Here is a 19,327-nt window from a genome sequence, read left to right as displayed (position 1 = left end):
TACCCCTTGAGCCATACCTTCCACCCGACGACCCTGCGCGAATACGACATCCGCGGAATCATCGGCGAAACGCTGGGTGCCGAAGATGCGCGCGCGATCGGCCGCGGCTTCGCGACGATGCTGCGCGAAGCGGGCGGCAAGACGGTGGCGGTGGGTTACGACGGCCGGGTCAGCTCGCCGATGCTCGAGCACGCGCTGATCGAGGGGCTCAATTCCAGCGGCTGCGACGTGGTGCGGGTCGGCATGGGGCCGACGCCGATGCTCTATTACGCCGAAGCCTCAGCCGAAGATGTGGACGGCGGCATTCAGATAACTGGCAGCCACAATCCCTCCAATTACAATGGCTTCAAGATGGTATTTCTTGGCCGGCCGTTCTTCGGGGAAGACATCCTCGAGATCGGTCGCCGCGCCGAAGCCGGGGAATGGGCCGACGGGCAGGGCGATGTCGTGACGCGCGAGGTCCTCGATGATTACATCGAGCGGCTGCTCGGCGGGCTCGACGGGATCGACCACGATACGCTGGCCGGTCTTCGAATCGGTTGGGACGCGGGCAACGGCGCCGCCGGCCCTGCGCTCGAGGCGCTGGCCGCCCGGCTCCCCGGGGAGCACCATCTTCTCTACACCGAAGTCGACGGGAATTTTCCCAACCATCATCCTGATCCTACTGTCCCCGAAAACCTCGAAGACTTGCAGCGACTTGTCGCGGACAAGAACCTCGACTTCGGAGTGGCTTTCGACGGCGACGGCGACCGGATCGGCGCGATCGACGGCGAAGGCCGGGTCATCTGGGGGGATCAGTTACTCATGATCTACGCCGAGGACCTATTGGGGAGACTACCTAACGCGACAGTCATCGCCGACGTGAAGGCCAGCCGCGCGCTGTTCGAACGGGTCGCGGAGCTCGGCGGCAAGCCGCTCATGTGGAAGACCGGCCACAGCCTGATTAAGTCCAAAATGAAGGAGATTAACTCTCCGCTGGCGGGCGAGATGAGCGGCCACGTGTTCTTCGCCGACACCTACTATGGCTACGACGACGCGCTCTACGCCGCGATCCGCCTGATCGCCGCCTCCGCGCGGCTGGGCAAGACAGTGACTGAACTGCGCGCCGCGATGCCGAACATGATCAACACACCCGAATTGCGCTTCCAGGTCGACGAGAGCCGCAAGTTCGCCGCGATCGAGGAGGTCAAGGCGCGGCTCGCGAACAGCGATTTGCAGGTGGACGGGACCGACGGCGTCCGGGTCACGACGCCCGACGGCTGGTGGCTGCTGCGCGCCTCGAACACGCAGGACGTGCTCGTCGCCCGCGCCGAAAGCGAAAGCCAGGAGGGCCTCGACCGCCTCGTCGCCCAGATCGACGGACAGCTCGAAGCCTCGGGCCTCGAGCGCGGGGCGCAAGCCGGGCACTGATACGAGAAGGGCCCGCCGAGGCGGGCCCTTCAATGGTGTGCAGACCGGTCAGAGATCGGTTGGCGTGGTCCGGTCAGAGATGCGGTCGCTTTTGGCTACACGCAGGTTGTTCTGCACGTGGCCGACGCCGGATACATCATCGACGATGTCCTCGGCCCGCCGCTTCGCGCCGCGATTGTCGACCGTTCCGTCGAGGGTGACCTCGCCGCCGTTGACGGTGACCTGCACGTTGCGGGCATCGACCTGCCAGTCCTGAGTCAAGCGGTCGCAGACGTCCTCGAGGATGCGTTCGTCGGAACGTGTGTAACCCGACGGGCCGGACCCGCGGTGATCCTGCTGGCGGCGGCGTGCCGCATCCTCGTCCCCGAACCAACTGGCGATCTCGTCGCCCGCCCGGTCGAAGAAACCGCGCTCGCGATCATGGTCGCTTCCCGCTCGGCTGCGATCGTAGTCGGCGCGCTGGAAGCTCTGGCGATCATAGGATCTGGCGGTGTCCCGCGACAGGTCGGTTCGACCGCGGTCTTGGGTATCGTAGTATCCCAGTCCGCTGTCATATCGCTCGTCGAAAGTGCGGCTGCCGTACGACGGTGTCGCGCCGCTGCGCGACCGCGCCGCGCCGCGATCGCGGCTATCGTAGCCGTCGCGAGCGGGTGCCTGCCACGTCACTTCCTCATAGTAGAACCCGGCGGGGCGACGGCGGCTGTCGCCCATCTGCGCGCCGCTGCGACCGTCGCTCGACCACTGGTCGTGCTCGTAGCTGCTGCCGTCGTCGAACTGTTCTGCTTGCCGGGGGACATACGAATCGGCTCCCTGATTGCGCGATGCAAACTCCGATTGCGAACGATTGGCGTCGTAGCGCCGGTTCCGGTCGGCCATGTCTGGTCTCCTGCTGACTGCCTTGGGCTTTGGCGGATCGCGAGCGGGGCAGCGCCGGTGGTGCGGTTCGCCATGTCTACGCGAGGGAAACGGGCCATCCGCGCAATGCGTTTCCCGTCCCGTCGCAAGCGGGTGGTGTTTCGGCGAATTCAGACCGCTGGAAATCAACGATAATCAGTTTCCCTAACAAGGCTGGGCGCGCAGCCCGCGAAACGCTGGAGCTTTGTCGCTCCCCGTGCTTTGGATGAGGTATGGCGGATGCGCCCCCTTCAATCGTGGATAGCGGGGTGCCGCCGGAGATCGCGAACTGGTTTGCTGGGCGCGGCTGGCGGGTGCGACGGCATCAGGTCGAGATGTTGGCCGCGAGCGATGCCGGGCGGCACGCGCTGCTCGTCGCGGACACCGGCGCGGGCAAGACGCTCGCAGGGTTTCTGCCCACGTTGGCCGAATTCACCCCGTCCCGACTTGCGGGGCGTGAGGCGCCCGAGGGTCTGCACACGCTTTACGTCAGTCCGCTGAAGGCGCTGGCGCACGATGTTCAGCGCAACCTCGTCACTCCGATCGAGGAGATGGGCCTGCCGATCCGGGTCGAGACCCGCAGCGGAGACACGCCGAGCGACCGCAAGAAACGCCAGCGGACGAAGCCGCCGCACGTCCTGCTGACCACCCCCGAATCGCTGTCTCTGCTCCTTAGCTACCCCGACAGTTTCGCGCTGTTTGCCGGTCTCAAGCGCGTCGTCATCGACGAGGTACACGCCTTCGCCACCGGCAAGCGCGGGGACCTCCTCGCGCTGGCATTGAGCCGCCTCCAGGCGATGGCGCCCGAAATGGAGCGGGCCGCCCTGTCGGCGACGCTAGCCAATCCCGAGGGTTTTCGCGAGTGGCTCGCACCGTGGGGTGAGATCGACCAGGTCGAGCTGGTCGAGGGCGAACCCGGTGCGCCGGCCGAGGTCGAAATCCTGCTGCCGGTCGAGGAACGCGTGCCGTGGGGCGGCCACGCCGCGACATGGGCGATCCCGCAGCTCTACGAAGAGATAAAGCGCAATCGCACCACGCTGATCTTCACCAACACGCGGTTTCTTGCCGAGTACGTTTTCCAGAACCTGTGGAACGTGAATGACGATACCCTGCCGATCGGGGTGCATCACGGCTCGCTGTCGAAGGAAGCGCGGCGCAAGGTCGAAGGCGCGATGGCGCGCGGCGAGCTGCGCGCGCTCGTCGCCACCGCCAGCCTCGACCTCGGCATCGACTGGGGCGATATCGACCTCGTGGTGCAGATGGGTGCACCCAAGGGTTCCTCGCGCCTGCTCCAGCGGATCGGCCGCGCCAATCACCGGCTCGACTGCCCGAGCCGCGCAATCCTCGTGCCGGGCAACCGGTTCGAATTCCTCGAGGCGACGGCCGCGAAGGACGCGGTCGACCAGGGCCAGCGCGACGGCGAGGACTTCCGCCCCGGCGGACTGGACGTGCTCGCCCAGCACGTCATGGCCTGCGCCTGTGCGGCACCGTTCGACGAGGCTGCGCTGCTCGCGGAAGTGCGCTCCTCGCTTGCCTATGCGTGGTTGACCCCGGCCGATTGGGACCGGGTGCTGACCTTCGTCGCGACCGGCGGATATGCGCTGAAGGCGTACGACAAGTTCCGGCGGATCGTGAAGGATGCTGGCGGCACCTGGCGCCTGACCCACCCCGAGCACGCCGCGCGGCATCGCCTGAATGCCGGGATCATCGTCGATTCCGAAATGCTTGACGTGCGGTTCAGGAACGGCCGGTCGCTCGGCAAGGTCGAGGAGCGGTTTGCCGCGTCGCTCAGCCCCGGCGACACGTTCCAGTTTGCCGGCATCAACCTCGAGGTCGAACGGATCAAGGACATGGAACTGACCGTCCGCGCGTCGAGCAAGGCGGCGATGATCCCGAGCTATGGTGGGCAGCGTCTGCCGCTCACCACCCACCTCGCCACCCGCGTGCGCGAGATGCTGGTGGACCGGGCGAGCTGGGCGCGCTTTCCCGACGATGTGCGCGAATGGCTGGAGGTGCAGGACTGGCGCTCGGCGATGCCGGGGCCGGACACGCTGCTGGTCGAGAGCTTCCCGCACGCGCAGAAGCAATACACCGTCTACTACACCTTCATCGGCTGGAACGCGAACCAGTCGCTCGGGATGCTGATCACCAAACGTATGGAGGAGCGCGGCCTTTCGCCGCTCGGTTTCAATGCCAACGATTACTGCCTCGCGGTGTGGAGCCTCAAGCCGGTGGCCGATCCTGCGCCGCTGTTGTCGCCAGACATCCTGCAGGACGAATTCATCGAGTGGGTCCAGAACTCCCACCTTTTGCGGCGCGCCTTCCGCGAAGTGGCGGTGATCGGTGGCCTTGTCGAACGACAGCACCCTGGCAAGCGCAAGACCGGCAAACAGGTCACGTTCTCGACCGACCTCATCTACGATGTACTGCGCAAATACGAGCCCGATCACGTGCTGCTCGAGGCTGCGTGGGCCGATGCGCGCACGCGGATGACCGACATCGGCAGGCTCGGCGACCTGCTCGACCGGGCCGCTGGGGAGCTTGTGCACGTGGAGCTTGACCGGGTCAGCCCGCTCGCGGTTCCGGTGATGACGCTGATCGGCCGCGAGGCGATGCCGCAGGGCTCGGTCGACGATGAGCTGCTGCTCGAGGCGGAAACACTCGCCAGCGCCGCGATGCGGATCGACGAATCCGTCAAGGTCGAGGGAGACTAGTCGCTCAAGGTCCGAAAGCGCTCGTTGCCGACAAAGCCGAACTTGGTGACCCCGCTCGCCTTGATCGTGCGCAGCGTGCGCGCGGCTGCATCGTAGCTTGCCGCGGGCTCGGGCGCGAACTGGAGCTCGGGTTCGACGGGAAGCTCCCGGGTCGCGGCGAGGGCCGCAATGAGCTGGTCTTCGCTGACCAGGTGTCCGTTCCACAGCGTCCGATCCATCTGATCGAGCACGAGGCGATTGCGCAGCGGCTCGAGCGGCGGAACCACGCATTCGTCACCGCAGGTGGCCACTTCGATCTCAAGCGAATGGGTCGCAGCCGGGATCGTGATGACCAGCATCACCAGAAGGACCAGCATTACGTCGATGAGGGGGTGGTGTTGATGTCGCCAAAGGGGCGCTGGACCTGCGACTGGGTTGCGGCAAAGGCCATGGCAGATACCTCGATCATTCGTGGATGAGGCATTGTTATATAGAGGGACCGAGCCGACTAGGCCTGCTGGTTCAGGCGGTGTCTTCCGCAGACGGGTAAGGCGCAGGTTGCAGAATTCGCGCCATGCCCTGCGATTTGCGCGCCACCGGCTCGAACCCGAACTGGGCGTAGAGGCGACTGGCCTCGCCGTCGGCGATCAGGCTGACATAGGCGGGGGCCGCGATCCGGTGAGACAAGGCGTCAAGCAAGGCTTCGACGATGGCCTTGCCGATACCCTTGGCCTGGTACGCAGGATCGACGGCGATATCGGTAACCTGGAAGAACAGACCGCCATCGCCGATCACCCGGCCCATGCCGATCGCCGCACCTTCGAACCGTACGACGGCGGCGGTAAAAGTGCCGGGCAAGCCAGCGCGCGCGGCCGCCTCGGTGAAAGGGGTCAGGCCGGAAACCGCCCGGAGCCGCATATAATCGGCAATCGATGGCGTTTCGCGGCGCAACTCGAAAAGAGGAGGCACGAATGTCACGAAAGCTCCATTCCTGGCTCCGCTATACAGCCACAACGAAAAAGGGGCGGATCGCTCCGCCCCTTGTCCGTGTTGCCTATTGCAAGAACCGGATCAGCCGGCCTTGCCGAACTGGCGGTACTTCTCGTTGCCGACGAAACCGAACTTGGTCACGCCCGACCCCTTGATCACGTTGAGCACCCGGATCGAGAGATCGTAGCTGGCCTGCTGGTCAGGCTCGAACTGCAGTTCCGGCTCCGGGTTGATCGCCTTCGTCGCCTCGAGATTGCGAACGAGTTCGCCATCGTTGATCGGCGTGCCGTTCCACAGGATCAGGTTATCCGCGCTCAGAACGATCTTGTTCTTGATCGGATCGATCATGTCCGGCGGGGGCGGCGTGTTGTTCGGGACCGGCAGGTCGATGTCGACCGAGTGCGTGGCCACCGGGATGGTGATGATGAACATGATCAGGAGCACGAGCATGACGTCGATCAACGGCGTCGTGTTCATCTCCATCATCGGCGAGCCATCGTCCTTGCCGCCTGACATTGCCATGGTGGGTTACTCCTGGATTCGTTTCTGTCTCGAACCGGCGGCCAATCAGCCGTTCGGGTCGACCGGGTTCGAGATGAAGCCGACGGTCGGGTAGCCCGCCGCCTGCACGTTGTAGATGGTGCCCGCAATGCAGCGCCACGGGGCATTCACGTCACCGCGGATGTGGACCTGCGGAATGTCTTCCGGGTTTTCCATCAGGGCTTCGGGACCGCCGGCGGCCTGGACGATCGCGTCGAGACGTTCGAACGCCTGGTCGTACAGTTCCTGCGAATCGACCGGCGTGGTGTTGTTGAAGTACACCCGGCACTCGCCGTTGCGCGATGCTCCGGCAAAGCCCGGATCGCCCGCGCTCAGTCCGGCATCGTCGCTTGTGCTGACCGTCAGGAGCAGGTTTTCGACCTTATCCTTCGATTCGATCGACGGCATTACGGGGAGCTTGAGCTTCTCGATCGTCTGGATCGCAACCGGCACCGCGATGAGGAAGATGATCAGAAGCACCAGCATAACGTCGACGAGCGGCGTTGTGTTGATGTCCGACATCGGCCTTTCGGTGCCGCCTCCGCCTGATGAAATCGCCATGTGGCTTCCTGTCCTATCTCAATTCTTTGTCGCGAAATGGGCGAAGGGACTGGGTGCCCCTTCGCCCGTAACGCTTACGGACGCGGGGCGGTCGTGGTCGCCGGCTTGGCCGGAGCCGTTGCCGCAGCCTTGGCAGCCTGCTGCGTCGAGGTGGCGGTCAGCACGGCGGGCTTGATCGCACCCTTCGAGTTGATGTTCGCCAGCACGTCGGTCGAGAAGCCCGAGAGCAGCTCGGCGATGCGCTTGTTGCGGCTCTGGAGCCAGTTGTAGGCAAGCACCGCGGGCACCGCGACGAGCAGACCGATCGCGGTCATGATCAGCGCTTCACCGACCGGACCCGCGACCTTGTCAATCGAGGCCGAACCGGCGAGACCGATGTTGATCAGCGCGCGGTAGATACCGATAACCGTACCGAGCAGACCGACGAACGGCGCGGTCGCACCGACGGTCGCGAGGAACGGAAGGCCGCCCGCGAGCTTCGCGTTGATCGAGGCTTCCGAGCGAGCGAGCGAGCCGTGCAGCCAGTCGTGCGCTTCGAGGCTGTCGGTCATCTTGGCGTGGGCTTCCTCTGCGGTCAGGCCGTCGTCGACGAGCTGGCGCCAGGCGCTGTTCTTGTCGAGCTTGCCGGCGCCTTCGCGCAGGGTCGAAGCGCGCCAGAAGTTCGAGCGCACCGCCTTGTACTGGTTGAAGATTTTCTGCTGCTCGAGCCACTTGGTGATCAGGATGTAGAACGACCCGACCGACATGATGACGAGAGTGCCGAAAATCGACCAGGCGATCACGCCGCCCTGGTTCATGGCTTCCCAGAAGCCGAACTGGTTCTTCACCGGAGCGTCGGCTGCCGCAGCTGCCAGGAGTTCGATGTACATGGGTGGAAGTCCTCTCAGAAAATACGGATGAAACGGATAAAAAGCGGGATTACTTCGGAATTTCCCAACGCACCGAGCTTGACCAGCTGCCCGACGTCGGCTGTCCTTCGCCGTTGGTCGCTGGGTTGAAGCGAGCCCGTCGCTGAATCAGCGAGCAGGTGGTGCTGTCGAGGTCCGGATGTCCGCTCGAGCCGGTGATGTTGCAGCTCGTCACGCGGCCATCGGCGCCCACTTGCACCGAGAAACGGGTGACGCCTTCGCGCTCTTCGCGCAGCGCCCGGCTGGGATAATCGTTCGCGTTCGCCCAGCTACCCGGGTTGCCGCGCGGAGTCGGCGACTTGGGTTGCACCCGCGGCGGAGGGGGCGGCGGCGGGGCGACCGGGGCCGGCGGCGGCACGCGCAGCGCGGGCGGCGCGGGCGGCGGGATCGTCGGCTGGGTCTGGATCGGGGGCGGAGCCGGCGCGATGTTGATCGGCGGCGGCGGCGCGACCGGCGGCGGGGGAGCCACGTCCGGCACTTCTTCCGGTGGCGGCGGCTCTTCCTCGGGCGGCGGCGGTTCCTCGATATCGACCGTCGTCACGCGCTCGACCGCCTTCTTGATCGCCGAATAGGCGAGGCCGGTAACGAGGGCATAGCCGACGACGACGTGAACCAGCGCAACGATGATGATCGCAACAATGCGATTACCGCTCATCTGTTGGTCAGCGTAAGCCATTCAGTCGCATCACTCCATCGTCCATGCCGGGCGGTTGAGCCCGGCCAAAACAAACATCGGACGCACGCGGATTACCCGTCGCGCCCCGACGCATACAGTGCTGTCCACCCTGTCGGCCCATCGAACTACGACGGCCGTGAGGCCCGCCGGATCCCCGATGACCCGGCTGGGGGCCTGTCCGGAGTTTATCGTTCTTAACTCCCCGAACCGGCGGACGCTTAACCGCGAAGCAAACCCGGTGCAAACGCTTTTGGCGTTAAGGCCGGATTCACGCCTTGGGCGCTGAACGAGGGAGATGCGAAACGGTTTCCAAGCATCGTCAACGGGACTAGGCGTCCGGCCCATGTCCGACACCCACCGTTTCCCCCGCATCGTATTCGCCGCAGCCTGCGCTCTCGGTGTGGCGGCTGCCCCTCCGCCCGCGCCGTCCGCACCGCCTCCGACATACGCGGATCTCGCCGGCCTCGCCGACTCCGCAAACCTGGTCGTGCACGCGAAGGTAAAGAACGCGATCATTGTGCCGCCCGAGCGGGCGACGTCCGTCGCTGCGGGATATGCACGCCTGTACGTCGAGGCGCAGACCGTTGCTCTGATCGCAGGCAACGTACCGGTCGGCGAATCGCTCAAGTATCTCGTCGACGTGCCGCTCGACGCGAAGGGCAAGCCGCCCAAGCTGAAGAAGCGGGAAGTCCTGCTGTTCGCCAGGCCCGTTCCCGGCCGACCGACAGAGTTGCAACTGGTCGGTACCGATGCCCAATTGGCGTGGGACGCGGCTCTCGAGGCTCGCTTGCGCCCGATTCTCGGCGAACTCGCCGCGCGCGACGCCGCGCCCGTGATCACCGGGGTGCGCGATGCGCTGTCGGTGCCCGGCTCCCTTGCCGGCGAATCGGAGACCCAGGTGTTCCTCGCCACGCGTTCGGGCGATCCGGTCTCGCTGACCGTGGTGCGGCGTCCTGGCATGGCGCCCACATGGGGGGTCTCGTACTCCGAGATCGTCGACCAGGCAGCCCGGCCGCCTGCGGCCGAAACGCTTGCCTGGTATCGCCTTGCCTGCTTCCTGCCGCCGCAGCTTCCGGCTTCGGCCAACCTGGCGCAGGACGGTGCCTCGCGCGCCCGCGCTGCCGAGGACTATCGCCTGGTGATCCAGCAGCTCGGCCCGTGCCCGCGCACGCTAGGCACCCGGACGCTCGCGCAGCGATAGTTTCTCTTTGTTGGCCGCCCCGCGCCGCAGTCGTTAGGGACCGGCGAGCGACAGGGAGTATCTAACGTCATGGCCGAACCGCTGCGCATCGCGCTCGCCGGGGTGGGCACCGTAGGCGCGGGCGTGATCCGTCTGCTTTCAGAGAATGCCGCGCTCGTGCGCGCCCGCGCGGGCCGCGAGATTCGCGTCGTCGCGGTGAGCGCGCGCGACCGGGCCAAGAACCGGGGCGTCGATCTCGCTCCGTTCGCATGGTGCGACGACATGACCGAGATGGCTGCGCGCGACGATGTCGACGCGGTGGTCGAACTGGTAGGGGGCGCGGACGGTCCCGCTCTCACGCTCGCGCGCAACACGATCCGCAGCGGCAAGGGGCTGGTCACCGCCAACAAGGCCATGATCGCGCATCACGGGCTTGCGCTCGCCGAAGCGGCCGAAGCGGCCAGGGTCCCGCTCAAGTTCGAAGCCGCGGTCGCCGGCGGCATCCCGGTGATCAAGGCGCTGCGCGAAGGCGCGGCGGCCAACGCGATCGACCGGGTGCAGGGCATCCTCAACGGCACCTGCAACTTCATTCTCTCGACCATGGAAGACACCGGCGCCGATTTCGCCGACGTGCTCGGGCAGGCACAAGCCAAGGGCTATGCCGAGGCCGACCCGACGCTCGACGTCGAGGGGATCGACGCGGGCCACAAGCTCGCCATCCTCGCCGCGCTGGCGTTCGGCGCGCGGCTCGACCTCGATCACGTGAGCTGCGAAGGCATCACTCGGGTGCGCGCTGCAGACATCGCGCGGGCGCGCGACCTCGGCTTCGTCATCCGCCTGATCGGCGAGGCCGACGTCGAGCATGGAGCGGACGGGTCGGTGCCACGCCTGCTCCAGCGCGTCCGCCCGTGCCTCGTGCCGCAGGATCATCCGCTGGCGCACGTCGACGGGCCGACCAATGCAGTCGTCGCGGAAGGCAATTATTCGGGCCGCCTGCTGTTCCAGGGCGCCGGCGCGGGCGACGGACCGACCGCGAGCGCCGTGGTCGCCGACCTCATCGACATTGCCCGGGGCGAGAACGGCTGCCCGTTCTCGGTGCCCGTCGGCGAGCTCGCCCCGATGATCCCGGCCGAAGCCGGCGAGCGGCGCGGGCGCACCTACATCCGCTTCACGGTGGCCGACCGCCCCGGCGTGCTGGCCGAGATCACCGCCGCGATGCGCGACGCCGACGTCTCGATCGAGAGCCTGATCCAGCAGGGCAAGCCCGAGGAGGGCGGCGAGGTAATGGTCGCGATGGTCGCCCATGAAGGCGCGGAAAAATGCGTGACCGAAGCGCTGCGCCTGCTCGAGGGCTCGGCCAGCCTCACCGCGCCGCCGCTCGTCATGCCTATCCTGGCGACGTAGGCGGCGTTTCCTCTTCCTTGACCGCGGGCAGATCCGGCGGGCTCGGGATACGGTCGTCGCGACCGGTCGGCGCAAGACCGTTCGCCACCCGGTCGGCGTCCGATCCGGGCGGCGCCTCGGGGATCGCCTTCAGGTCGATAATCGGCGGCATCGGCGGCGGGCACGGCGGGATGAAGCAGCCGCGCGCAACAACCGGTCCGGGATATTTCTTTTCGAGGTCGGGCGCGCGCGGAATGCCGTCGCGCGTTCCGGCGCCGGTCGGATCAAGATCGCCCGACGATTTGACGCGGAACTGGCTCTGCTCCTCCAGCTCGGCGCAGACGACGATCTCGGCACCGGGTTTCTGCTCGGGGCACTGGTTCGCAATGCGCGTGTCGGGCGGCCCGTACGCCGCCGCTGCATCGCGCGCGATAACGTCCTGCGCGCGTCCGGGGCCAGCGGATTGGGCCAACACCGGCGACGACGCCGCCACCGCGAGAGTTACCCACCAACCCCGTCTCGACAATCGCGGTCTCCCTCGTCTAAGCGCGCCGCAACCTCCGCTACAGGACTGAATTGCTCATGAACACCGCGTCCCCCAAGCCGTCGAGCGTGCTCGACCGCGTGCTCGTGCTCGAGTTGGTCCGCGTGACCGAAGCGGCCGCTATCGCCGCGTCGAAGCTGATCGGCCGGGGCGACGAAAAGGCGGCGGACGCGGCCGCGGTCGAGGCGATGCGCAAGGCGTTCGACACGCTCGACATCGACGGGACCGTGGTAATCGGAGAAGGCGAGCGCGACGAAGCGCCGATGCTGTACATCGGCGAGAAAGTCGGCGGCGCGATCGGCAAGGGACCCAGGATCGACATCGCGCTCGATCCGCTCGAAGGCACCACGATCACCGCCAAGGCCGGGCCCAACGCGCTCGCGGTACTGGCAGCGGCGGAAGCCGGTTGCCTGCTCAACGCGCCCGACACCTACATGGACAAGCTGGCGGTCGGCCCCGGCTATCCCCAAGGCGTGATCGACCTTGCGAAGTCGCCGACCGAAAACGTCAAGGCGGTCGCCGCAGCGAAGGGCGTGGAACCCGCCGACATCATCGTCTGCGTGCTCGACCGCCCGCGGCATGCGGACCTGATCGCCGAGCTGCGCGGTCTCGGGTGCGGTGTCGTGCTGATCGGCGACGGCGACGTGGCGGGCGTGATCGCGACGACCAACCCCGACACCACGATCGACATGTACATGGGTTCGGGCGGCGCCCCCGAGGGCGTCCTTGCGGCTGCGGCACTGCGCTGCGTCGGCGGCCAGTTCAACGGCCGCCTGATCTTCCGCAACGAGGACGAGAAGGCCCGCGCCCGCAAGTGGGGCATCACCGAGTTCGACCGCATCTACAAGCTGGAAGACCTCGCCAAGGGCGACTGCATTTTCGCCGCCACCGGCGTCACCAGCGGGTCGCTGCTCGATGGCGTGAAGCGGCTTCGTGGAGGCAAGATGACCACCGACAGCGTGGTCATGCGCGCCTCCAGCGGGACGGTGCGCTGGATCAAGGGTGAACACCGGATCGACTGATCGAGGACAGGCGTCGAGCGCGCCGCTCTCACCACCGGTCCTGCGCACCCGAAACAAGCACTCGCGCTGGATCAAGGGCGAGCACCGGATCGACTAGGCGACGGCGCAAGCCAGACGCGCATGGGAAAAGGTGGTCTCGCCGAAGATTGATCGATCGGCCAAAAAGCGGTCATCATCGGAAAACCTTGAGCTAACCATCGGCGGCAGTTCATGGACGCCGCGGCGGTGCCGCCAGACACTCCTGCCTGCTCGCACGACCTTGCGAGCGAGACAGGAGGAAGCCATGCACTACCGCATACCCCTTGCCGCCGCCTGCGCGACGATTTGCGCCGGCACCGCGCTGGCCCTGCCGGCCTACGGCGATTTCGCCGCGCCGGTTAACGCAGAGAAGGTCCCCGGCGCCGCAAGTTCGCTCAACACTACGTCGGTGGACGGTTGCGTCAGCCTGTCGCGGAACGGGACCGAGCTCTATTTCAATTCGAACCGCGCCGGATCGCAGGACATCTATGTCGCCACCCGGACCGACACGAGTGAGCCGTTCGGTCCGCCCCAGGCACTGCCCGCGACGATCAACACTCCCGCCACCGAGTTCTGCCCGACGAGCATCCAGGGCAACTTCCTGTATTTCTCGCGCAGCCGTTCCGACGACGCCGGCGATATCTTCGTCAGCCGTAAAGGACCGCGCGGCTGGAGCGAGCCCGAATCGCTCGGCCCTTCGGTAAACTCGTCGCTCATGGACGAGGCAGTCGACTTCTTCGCAGACCATACGGGCCGAACCGTCATGGTCTGGTCCAGGCGTCAGGCGAACGGCGCGGGCGGGCAGGTCCTGCAGATGGTCGAAGGCGGCACCGCGACGTTGGTGCCGGGTGGTCCCAACCAGGGCGGATCGAACAACCGTCCGACGGTGACTCACGACGGGCTGACGATGTTCTTCGATTCGACCCGGCCCGGAGGGCTCGGCGGGCCCGACCTCTACGTCGCCAGCCGCGCTTCGACCATGCAGGCGTTCGGTCCGGCCGTTGCACTCGCGGAACTGAACGCCCCCGGCTTTGACGCCAGGCCGAGCATGAGCTGGAACGGCGAGGAACTGTATTTCTCCTCCGACCGTACCGGAAGCGAGTCGCCTGCGCCGGATATCTGGATGACCCGGCGCGCCAAGACGCGAGGACCGAAAACAGTCACCTTCTGATCATCCCCGGTCGGGTTCCCGCTAACGCTTGCAATCGGGCCGCTCGCAGCTAGAGCCTGCGCGCTCTCACGGCAGCAGCATAACGGGAACCCGACCGTCATGAAGATTCTCTCAGGCAACGCGAACCTGCCGCTCGCCCGTGCGATCGCCGGTTACCTCGAGCTGCCGCTCACCGATGCCAGCGTGCGGCGCTTCGCGGACGAGGAAATCTTCGTCGAGATTCACGAGAACGTCCGCGGCGAGGACGTGTTCGTGATCCAGTCGACCGGCTTCCCGGCCAACGACAACCTCATGGAACTGCTGATCTGCATCGATGCGCTCAAGCGCGCTTCGGCCAAGCGGATCACCGCCGTGATCCCCTATTTCGGTTATGCCCGGCAGGACCGGAAGCCCGGCCCGCGCACGCCGATCTCGGCCAAGCTGGTCGCCAACCTGATCACCACGGCGGGCGCCGACCGCGTGCTCGCGGTCGATCTCCACGCAGGGCAGATCCAGGGTTTCTTCGACATCCCGACCGACAACCTGTTCGCCGCGCCGGTGATGGCGGCCGATATCCAGGCCCGTTACGGCACGCGCGACCTGATGGTCGTCTCTCCAGACGTCGGCGGCGTCGTGCGCGCCCGCGCGCTCGCCAAACGGCTCGACAACGTGCCGCTGGCGATCGTCGACAAGCGCCGCGACAAGCCTGGCTCGTCCGAGGTCATGAACATCATCGGCGACGTATCGGGCCGCCACTGCATCCTGATCGACGACATCATCGATTCGGGCGGCACCCTGTGCAACGCCGCGCAGGCGCTGCTCGACGGCGGTGCCAGCTCTGTGACCGCCTACATCACGCACGGCGTGCTGTCCGGCGGGGCCGTCGCGCGGGTCAACGATTCGGCGCTCGAGGAACTGGTCATTACCGATTCGATCCTCGCCACCGATGCCGCGAACGACAGCAAGCGCATCCGCTATCTCACCATCGCGCCGCTGATCGGCGAGGCGGTGCGCCGGATCGCCGACGAAAGCAGCGTGTCGAGCCTGTTCGACTGATGCGCCGGGCGTCGCTCGCCCTGCTCCTCGTTCTCGCCGGGTGCGCCGCTGCCTCTGCGCCGCCCGCCTCGATCTCTGCACCGACGGTTCTTACCCCGCCGGCCGGCATCAACCAGGTGATCGAAGGGCCGATCGCCGCCGCGCCCGGTCACAGCCTCGTGCTGGGCGACCTCAATCTCGCACCGGGCGCCGCCATTCCTCGCCACCGGCATCGGGGCGAGGAGTTCGTCTACGTCCTCGGCGGATCGAGCGTGTTGTCGCGCGCGGGCGAGCCGGAGGTCACGCTGGTGGCGGGACAATCGCTTCGCATCGCGCCCGATACCGTCCACTGGGGGCGCGCCGGGCCGGACGGAATGCGCGCGATTTCGGCGTGGGTGAAAGTTGACGGACAACCGCTGCGCGAGGCGGTCCCGGAATAGTCTAGCGCCAGGGGGCGCTTTCGCCGTGCCCAAGCCGGCCCAGCACCTCGAGCCGCCGCGCCTGGCGCGTTTCAAGTCCCAGTGTCAGGATCGGGCGCGGCCGGGCGGCAAGTTCGCGCGGAGTCATCCCCATGAGCGCTCGGAAATCGCGGATCTGGTGGCTCTGGTCGTAGAACCGCAGCGCGTGTTCCTCGGCCTCGGCGCTGTCGGCAAAGCCCAGCAACTGGCTTGCCAGGTCGAGCACGCGCGCGCGGCGCATGACCGCTTTCGGCGTGAGGCCGAAATCGCGTGCCGCCATGCGCGCAACGCGCCGGGGCGTGGTGCCAAAACGGGCGGCGAATGCACCGATCGGCTCGCCGGGATCGGCAAAGGCAGCCTCATCAAGCGCCGCCGCGAGCGGATCGGGCGGAGCCGCGCCGCGACGAGCGACGAGCGCGCGCAAGTCGTCTTCGAGGCGGAGCAGAGCGGCTTCGTGAGAGATGGCGGCGAAGGTATGCCCCTCGCTCCACGTGCGCCAAGGGCCGCTACCGTCGATGTCGATGACATAGTCGGTCGCAATTCGGCCCCACGGATGACCGAGCGCCGCCAGCGCGCCCGGGCGCAGCGCGAAGCCGATCGTGGCGAACGGGCCGGTGACCGAAATCGGCATCTGCTGAGAGTGTGGCCCGAACAGCAGCGCGCCCCGGCTCCGCTCGACCCGCGCGTTGGCGGCCTCTCCCACCCAATCGCCACCCAGCATCAGCCGCACGAACGGCGTATCGCTGAGCAGCCCACACTGGATTGTGTTGCCCGGCGGCTGCCACACGCGGGTCACGAACATGCGCGCGATCCATGGCGCGAGGTCGTCGGCGGGTGCGCGGTGATAGGCGAGCGGCTGGCCGTCCCGGCTTTCGCCGCTGATGCCCGCAAGCTCGGGCAGCCTCTCCTGCGTTTGCGTTGCCATGTGCGACCTGCGACCCCCGAACGCCGGGTGAAGCAAAAGGGTCCGGAAATCCAGCCCCCCTACTCACGCATGGCACGGTTGCGGGCGCCCGAGCCGCGTGTCAGGGGAGCCGCGATGAGCATGACCGACGACATCGCCCTCGCCCACCGCCTCGCCGACGCGGCAGGCGCGGCGATCCGCCCCTACTTTCGCGGGGAGATCGGGCTGGAGGTGAAAGGCGATGCCTCGCCCGTCACCCTTGCCGACCGCGCCGCCGAGGAGGCGATGCGCCGCATCCTCACCGCCGAAGCCGCGCGCGACGGGATCATCGGGGAGGAATTCGGCAGTGAGCGCGAAGGCGCGAGCCGCACCTGGGTGCTCGATCCGATCGACGGCACGGTGAGCTTCGCCGCGGGCCGCCCGATCTTCGGGACGCTCATCGCCCTCATGCGCGACGGGTTCCCGGTGCTCGGCGTGATCGACCAGCCGATCGCGGGCGAACGCTGGGTCGGCGCGATGGGCCGGGCCACTACCTTCAACGGCGCCGAAGTCCGCACCCGCCCCTGCCGCGACCTTGCCGATGCCGCCCTCGCCAGCACCGGGCCGCAGTATTTCGACGACCATGCCGCCGAACATTTCATGGCGCTCGCGGGAAAGACCGCGCACAAGCGGATGATCTGGGGCGGCGACTGCTACAATTACGGCCTTCTCGCGAGCGGGCAGGTCGACCTCGTCTGCGAGAGTGGGCTGAAGCTGCACGATTTCGCCGCACTGGTCCCGGTGGTCGAGGGCGCTGGCGGGACAATGGCCGACTGGAACGGCGAGCCGCTTCATGCAGGCAGCGAAGGCCACGTGATCGCCCTGGGCGATCCCGCGCGGCTCGAGGACGTGGTGGAAGCGCTCGCCTGCGGGCATTGACGCCGCCGCGTTAGTCTTATCCTAAAACACGCTCGCTAGAGCGGGCCCATGGCGACCAGCGCTCTCGAGCCGCCGCGGGCGACTGCGCCGCGCATCGCATGGACACGCGTGCTCGCGCTTGCGCCGGTGATGGTCACGCTCGGGACTGCGCTGGTGGAGCTTCTGCTCGCGGATCGCAAGTTCGGCCTTTTCACCGGCGGCTTCGGGATGAGCCGCGCGGTCGATACCATCGGAGAGCGCGCGCTGTTTGCACTCGGTTACGCGAGCGCCATTGGCCTTGTTGCATTGGCCGGCTGGGCGCTCGCGCTGCGGCTCACGCGCGGGCTAGCGAGGTGGACGCCGGTGTTTGTCTTTCTGCTGACGAATGGCGCACTGTTCCTCGGCGTACTTGCGGCGAAATACCACCTCGCGGCCTATTTCAGCGACGCGGTCGGCTTCGCGCTGCTCGCCCAGCTCGGCGGGGGCAGTCTCGTCGACGCAATCCTGTTCGGGATAAGCGAGATCGGCATCGCCCTGCTCGCGCTCGGCGGCTTGGCGGCGGGCGCGTGGCTCGGCTGGCGCCTGCTCGCACGGCTGCTCCCTGCGGATTTGCCGCGACCTGTTGCTCCCGCAGGCCGACTGTGGCTGGCAGCATTATCGGTTCTCATTCTGAGCGCTGTCGCTATCCCGCGCACAGGAAGCGATGCCGCCTACGCCCTCGGTCGCACCATCGCATGGGAGGCGCTGACCGGGGTGCTCGACAGTGCCAGCGACGTCGATCGCGATGGCTACGGACTGTTCGGCATCCAGCACGACACCGCACCATTCGATCCTGCGCGCCATCCGCTGGCGCTCGATATTCCGGGCAACGGAATCGACGAGGACGGTTACGGCGGCGACCTTACGCTGGTGCCCTTGGCCACTCCGCTCGGTCCGCACGTTTTCGCGGGCTCGCGCCCGCACCTCGTGGTCGTGGTTTTCGAATCGACCCGCGGTGATGTGCTCGGAAAACGGGTGAACGGGATGCCCGTTGCCCCCAATCTCGAAGCGCTGGCGGCATCCGGCAGCGTCGCGGCGCCCGCCTACAGCCACGTCGGCTTCACCACCGAAAGCCTCAAGTCGCTCTTTTCGGGCGCGCTCGCCCCGCGCAAGGGAGACCCTTCGCTGTTCACGGACCTCGCGGCAAGCGGCTACCGCATCGGCGTGTTCTCGGGCCAGCCGGAAAACTTCGGCGGCATTTCCGATACCGTCGCGATGCGTGTCAATGCCGACGTCTTCGTCGATGCCGAGACCCTGCGCGAAAAGCGCGCGTTCGACTTTGCCGCACAGGGGAGCCTGCTGGTCGACGAGGGGCACTTGCTCGAGGCTTTCGACCGGACGCTGGGCCGCGAGGACTGGTCCGCCACGCCGCACTTCGCCTACTTCAACTTCCAGTCGGCGCATTTCCCTTACGATCACCCTGGCGTCGCGCGCCGCCTGACGAAGGCGCCGTTGCCGCGCGGCGACATCTCCGCCGCCAATGCAACCCGCGTGCGCGAGACGTACTGGAACGCGGTGAGCAACGCTGACCGGCGGCTGGGCGAACTGATCGCGCGGCTGAGAGCCAAAGGCGTGTGGGACGACACGATCCTGGTAGTCACCGGCGACCACGGCGAGGAGCTGTTCGAAGGCGGCTTCCTGGGCCATGGCCACGTGATCGACAACGAGCAATTCGAGACCCTGCTGGTTGCCAATCGTCCCGGCATACTGCCCTCTGCCCCTATCGCGCTTTCGGACTATCGGGCGATCCTGTCCGCCGCGATCCGCGAAGCATCGCCGCCGCGCGTTACCGTGCCGCCGTTTATGCACATCGGGCCGCTCGACCGACCGACCGCGATCGGCCTCTCCGGTCCGGGCGGCCAGCTCACCAGCCTGCGGCTCGACACTGGCGAGACCTGTTTCCGCGATAGCGGTCGGTGCGCCACCTATGCCTCGCTCAACGGGGTCGATCGCGTGCGCGCCGATGCCGTGGTCGCACGCTGGGGCTCGGAACGCTGGCGAGACCATCGACGCGATGTCCGCTGA

At 67.0% G+C, this 19,327-nt stretch carries 19 protein-coding genes; 10 read left to right on the top strand and 9 right to left on the bottom strand.

Translation table 11 applies throughout. The features are described 5' to 3' along the window. Positions 1–6: 6 nt before the first annotated feature. Positions 7–1,410 carry a phosphoglucomutase/phosphomannomutase PgmG gene (gene pgmG / locus ACWPMX_RS00305; protein ID WP_455698059.1) on the top strand — a complete coding sequence of 468 codons (1,404 nt, stop codon included), beginning with the start codon at positions 7–9 and terminating at the stop codon, positions 1,408–1,410. A gap of 48 nt (positions 1,411–1,458) precedes the next feature. On the opposite strand, the gene ACWPMX_RS00300 is transcribed toward pgmG, so the two are convergent. Beyond that, entirely contained in the window at positions 1,459–2,286 is an 828-nt protein-coding gene (locus ACWPMX_RS00300) for a BON domain-containing protein (RefSeq protein ID WP_455698058.1), read from the bottom strand. Between the two features lie 251 nt (positions 2,287–2,537). On the opposite strand from ACWPMX_RS00300, the gene ACWPMX_RS00295 reads away from it, so the two are divergent. Next, on the top strand, positions 2,538–5,018 hold the full coding sequence (locus ACWPMX_RS00295) for a ligase-associated DNA damage response DEXH box helicase (protein WP_455698057.1): 2,481 nt from the start codon (positions 2,538–2,540) through the stop codon (positions 5,016–5,018). Here ACWPMX_RS00295 and ACWPMX_RS00290 read toward each other — a convergent pair. The 6 genes from ACWPMX_RS00290 to ACWPMX_RS00265 all read right to left on the bottom strand — a co-directional run bounded on the left by ACWPMX_RS00290 (position 5,015) and on the right by ACWPMX_RS00265 (position 8,672). Continuing rightward, a complete protein-coding gene (locus ACWPMX_RS00290) occupies positions 5,015–5,455 on the bottom strand; it encodes an ExbD/TolR family protein (RefSeq protein WP_455700704.1) in 441 nt (146 codons plus the stop codon). The genes ACWPMX_RS00295 and ACWPMX_RS00290 overlap by 4 nt on opposite strands. A 64-nt stretch (positions 5,456–5,519) precedes the next feature. Further along, complete coding sequence (locus ACWPMX_RS00285; protein WP_455698056.1) at positions 5,520–5,915, bottom strand: GNAT family N-acetyltransferase; 396 nt, start codon at positions 5,913–5,915, stop codon at positions 5,520–5,522. 153 nt (positions 5,916–6,068) lie between these two features. Continuing rightward, positions 6,069–6,509 carry an ExbD/TolR family protein gene (locus tag ACWPMX_RS00280; RefSeq protein ID WP_455698055.1) on the bottom strand — a complete coding sequence of 147 codons (441 nt, stop codon included), beginning with the start codon at positions 6,507–6,509 and terminating at the stop codon, positions 6,069–6,071. A gap of 45 nt (positions 6,510–6,554) precedes the next feature. Further along, positions 6,555–7,088, bottom strand: coding sequence for an ExbD/TolR family protein (locus ACWPMX_RS00275; protein ID WP_455698054.1), 534 nt, complete (start codon positions 7,086–7,088; stop codon positions 6,555–6,557). Between the two features lie 74 nt (positions 7,089–7,162). After that, on the bottom strand, positions 7,163–7,957 hold the full coding sequence (locus tag ACWPMX_RS00270; RefSeq protein ID WP_455698053.1) for a MotA/TolQ/ExbB proton channel family protein: 795 nt from the start codon (positions 7,955–7,957) through the stop codon (positions 7,163–7,165). Between the two features lie 49 nt (positions 7,958–8,006). Continuing rightward, a complete protein-coding gene (locus ACWPMX_RS00265) occupies positions 8,007–8,672 on the bottom strand; it encodes an energy transducer TonB (RefSeq protein ID WP_455698052.1) in 666 nt (221 codons plus the stop codon). Between the two features lie 343 nt (positions 8,673–9,015). Here ACWPMX_RS00265 and ACWPMX_RS00260 point away from each other — a divergent pair, with 343 nt between their 5' ends. Both ACWPMX_RS00260 and ACWPMX_RS00255 read left to right on the top strand, forming a co-directional pair. Continuing rightward, positions 9,016–9,873: a hypothetical protein gene (locus tag ACWPMX_RS00260; RefSeq protein ID WP_455698051.1), complete on the top strand. Its 858-nt coding sequence runs from the start codon at positions 9,016–9,018 to the stop codon at positions 9,871–9,873. A 69-nt stretch (positions 9,874–9,942) separates the two neighbouring features. Beyond that, positions 9,943–11,256, top strand: coding sequence for a homoserine dehydrogenase (locus ACWPMX_RS00255; protein WP_455698050.1), 1,314 nt, complete (start codon positions 9,943–9,945; stop codon positions 11,254–11,256). On the opposite strand, the gene ACWPMX_RS00250 is transcribed toward ACWPMX_RS00255, so the two are convergent. After that, the gene (locus ACWPMX_RS00250; protein WP_455698049.1) at positions 11,240–11,761 is read right to left on the bottom strand and encodes a hypothetical protein; all 522 of its coding nucleotides are present in this window, start codon (positions 11,759–11,761) and stop codon (positions 11,240–11,242) included. The genes ACWPMX_RS00255 and ACWPMX_RS00250 overlap by 17 nt on opposite strands. 56 nt (positions 11,762–11,817) lie before the next feature. Here ACWPMX_RS00250 and glpX point away from each other — a divergent pair, with 56 nt between their 5' ends. The 4 genes from glpX (at position 11,818) to ACWPMX_RS00230 (ending at position 15,444) form a co-directional block, all read left to right on the top strand. Continuing rightward, the gene (gene glpX / locus ACWPMX_RS00245) at positions 11,818–12,801 is read left to right on the top strand and encodes a class II fructose-bisphosphatase (RefSeq protein ID WP_455698048.1); all 984 of its coding nucleotides are present in this window, start codon (positions 11,818–11,820) and stop codon (positions 12,799–12,801) included. A 283-nt stretch (positions 12,802–13,084) separates the two neighbouring features. Continuing rightward, on the top strand, positions 13,085–13,990 hold the full coding sequence (locus ACWPMX_RS00240; protein ID WP_455698047.1) for a hypothetical protein: 906 nt from the start codon (positions 13,085–13,087) through the stop codon (positions 13,988–13,990). A 99-nt stretch (positions 13,991–14,089) separates the two neighbouring features. Continuing rightward, the gene (locus tag ACWPMX_RS00235; RefSeq protein WP_455698046.1) at positions 14,090–15,025 is read left to right on the top strand and encodes a ribose-phosphate pyrophosphokinase; all 936 of its coding nucleotides are present in this window, start codon (positions 14,090–14,092) and stop codon (positions 15,023–15,025) included. Next, the gene (locus ACWPMX_RS00230; RefSeq protein WP_455698045.1) at positions 15,025–15,444 is read left to right on the top strand and encodes a cupin domain-containing protein; all 420 of its coding nucleotides are present in this window, start codon (positions 15,025–15,027) and stop codon (positions 15,442–15,444) included. Before ACWPMX_RS00235 ends, ACWPMX_RS00230 begins: the two co-directional genes overlap by 1 nt. 1 nt (position 15,445) lies before the next feature. Here ACWPMX_RS00230 and ACWPMX_RS00225 read toward each other — a convergent pair whose 3' ends face one another. Further along, positions 15,446–16,387: a helix-turn-helix domain-containing protein gene (locus tag ACWPMX_RS00225; RefSeq protein WP_455698044.1), complete on the bottom strand. Its 942-nt coding sequence runs from the start codon at positions 16,385–16,387 to the stop codon at positions 15,446–15,448. Positions 16,388–16,501: 114 nt separating this feature from the next. On the opposite strand from ACWPMX_RS00225, the gene ACWPMX_RS00220 reads away from it, so the two are divergent. Both ACWPMX_RS00220 and ACWPMX_RS00215 read left to right on the top strand, forming a co-directional pair. Then, a complete protein-coding gene (locus ACWPMX_RS00220) occupies positions 16,502–17,284 on the top strand; it encodes an inositol monophosphatase family protein (RefSeq protein WP_455698043.1) in 783 nt (260 codons plus the stop codon). Positions 17,285–17,332: 48 nt separating this feature from the next. Then, a complete protein-coding gene (locus ACWPMX_RS00215; protein ID WP_455698042.1) occupies positions 17,333–19,327 on the top strand; it encodes a sulfatase-like hydrolase/transferase in 1,995 nt (664 codons plus the stop codon).

The organism is Tsuneonella sp. HG094 (assembly GCF_053819285.1).
The sequence above is the reverse complement of the archived record's forward strand: the minus strand, read 5'-3'. Positions and strand labels throughout refer to the sequence as shown.

Coding starts and splice junctions, on each gene's coding strand:
- ACWPMX_RS00255 (WP_455698050.1), top strand. CDS start 9,943: ATGGCCGAACCGCTGCGCATCGCGCTCGCCGGGGTGGGCACCGTAGGC.
- ACWPMX_RS00225 (WP_455698044.1), bottom strand. CDS start 16,387: ATGGCAACGCAAACGCAGGAGAGGCTGCCCGAGCTTGCGGGCATCAGC.
- ACWPMX_RS00280 (WP_455698055.1), bottom strand. CDS start 6,509: ATGGCAATGTCAGGCGGCAAGGACGATGGCTCGCCGATGATGGAGATG.
- ACWPMX_RS00265 (WP_455698052.1), bottom strand. CDS start 8,672: ATGGCTTACGCTGACCAACAGATGAGCGGTAATCGCATTGTTGCGATC.
- ACWPMX_RS00215 (WP_455698042.1), top strand. CDS start 17,333: ATGGCGACCAGCGCTCTCGAGCCGCCGCGGGCGACTGCGCCGCGCATC.
- ACWPMX_RS00260 (WP_455698051.1), top strand. CDS start 9,016: ATGTCCGACACCCACCGTTTCCCCCGCATCGTATTCGCCGCAGCCTGC.
- ACWPMX_RS00235 (WP_455698046.1), top strand. CDS start 14,090: ATGAAGATTCTCTCAGGCAACGCGAACCTGCCGCTCGCCCGTGCGATC.
- ACWPMX_RS00270 (WP_455698053.1), bottom strand. CDS start 7,957: ATGTACATCGAACTCCTGGCAGCTGCGGCAGCCGACGCTCCGGTGAAG.
- ACWPMX_RS00295 (WP_455698057.1), top strand. CDS start 2,538: ATGGCGGATGCGCCCCCTTCAATCGTGGATAGCGGGGTGCCGCCGGAG.
- ACWPMX_RS00240 (WP_455698047.1), top strand. CDS start 13,085: ATGCACTACCGCATACCCCTTGCCGCCGCCTGCGCGACGATTTGCGCC.
- ACWPMX_RS00285 (WP_455698056.1), bottom strand. CDS start 5,915: ATGCGGCTCCGGGCGGTTTCCGGCCTGACCCCTTTCACCGAGGCGGCC.
- ACWPMX_RS00220 (WP_455698043.1), top strand. CDS start 16,502: ATGAGCATGACCGACGACATCGCCCTCGCCCACCGCCTCGCCGACGCG.
- glpX (WP_455698048.1), top strand. CDS start 11,818: ATGAACACCGCGTCCCCCAAGCCGTCGAGCGTGCTCGACCGCGTGCTC.
- ACWPMX_RS00300 (WP_455698058.1), bottom strand. CDS start 2,286: ATGGCCGACCGGAACCGGCGCTACGACGCCAATCGTTCGCAATCGGAG.
- ACWPMX_RS00275 (WP_455698054.1), bottom strand. CDS start 7,088: ATGGCGATTTCATCAGGCGGAGGCGGCACCGAAAGGCCGATGTCGGAC.
- ACWPMX_RS00230 (WP_455698045.1), top strand. CDS start 15,025: ATGCGCCGGGCGTCGCTCGCCCTGCTCCTCGTTCTCGCCGGGTGCGCC.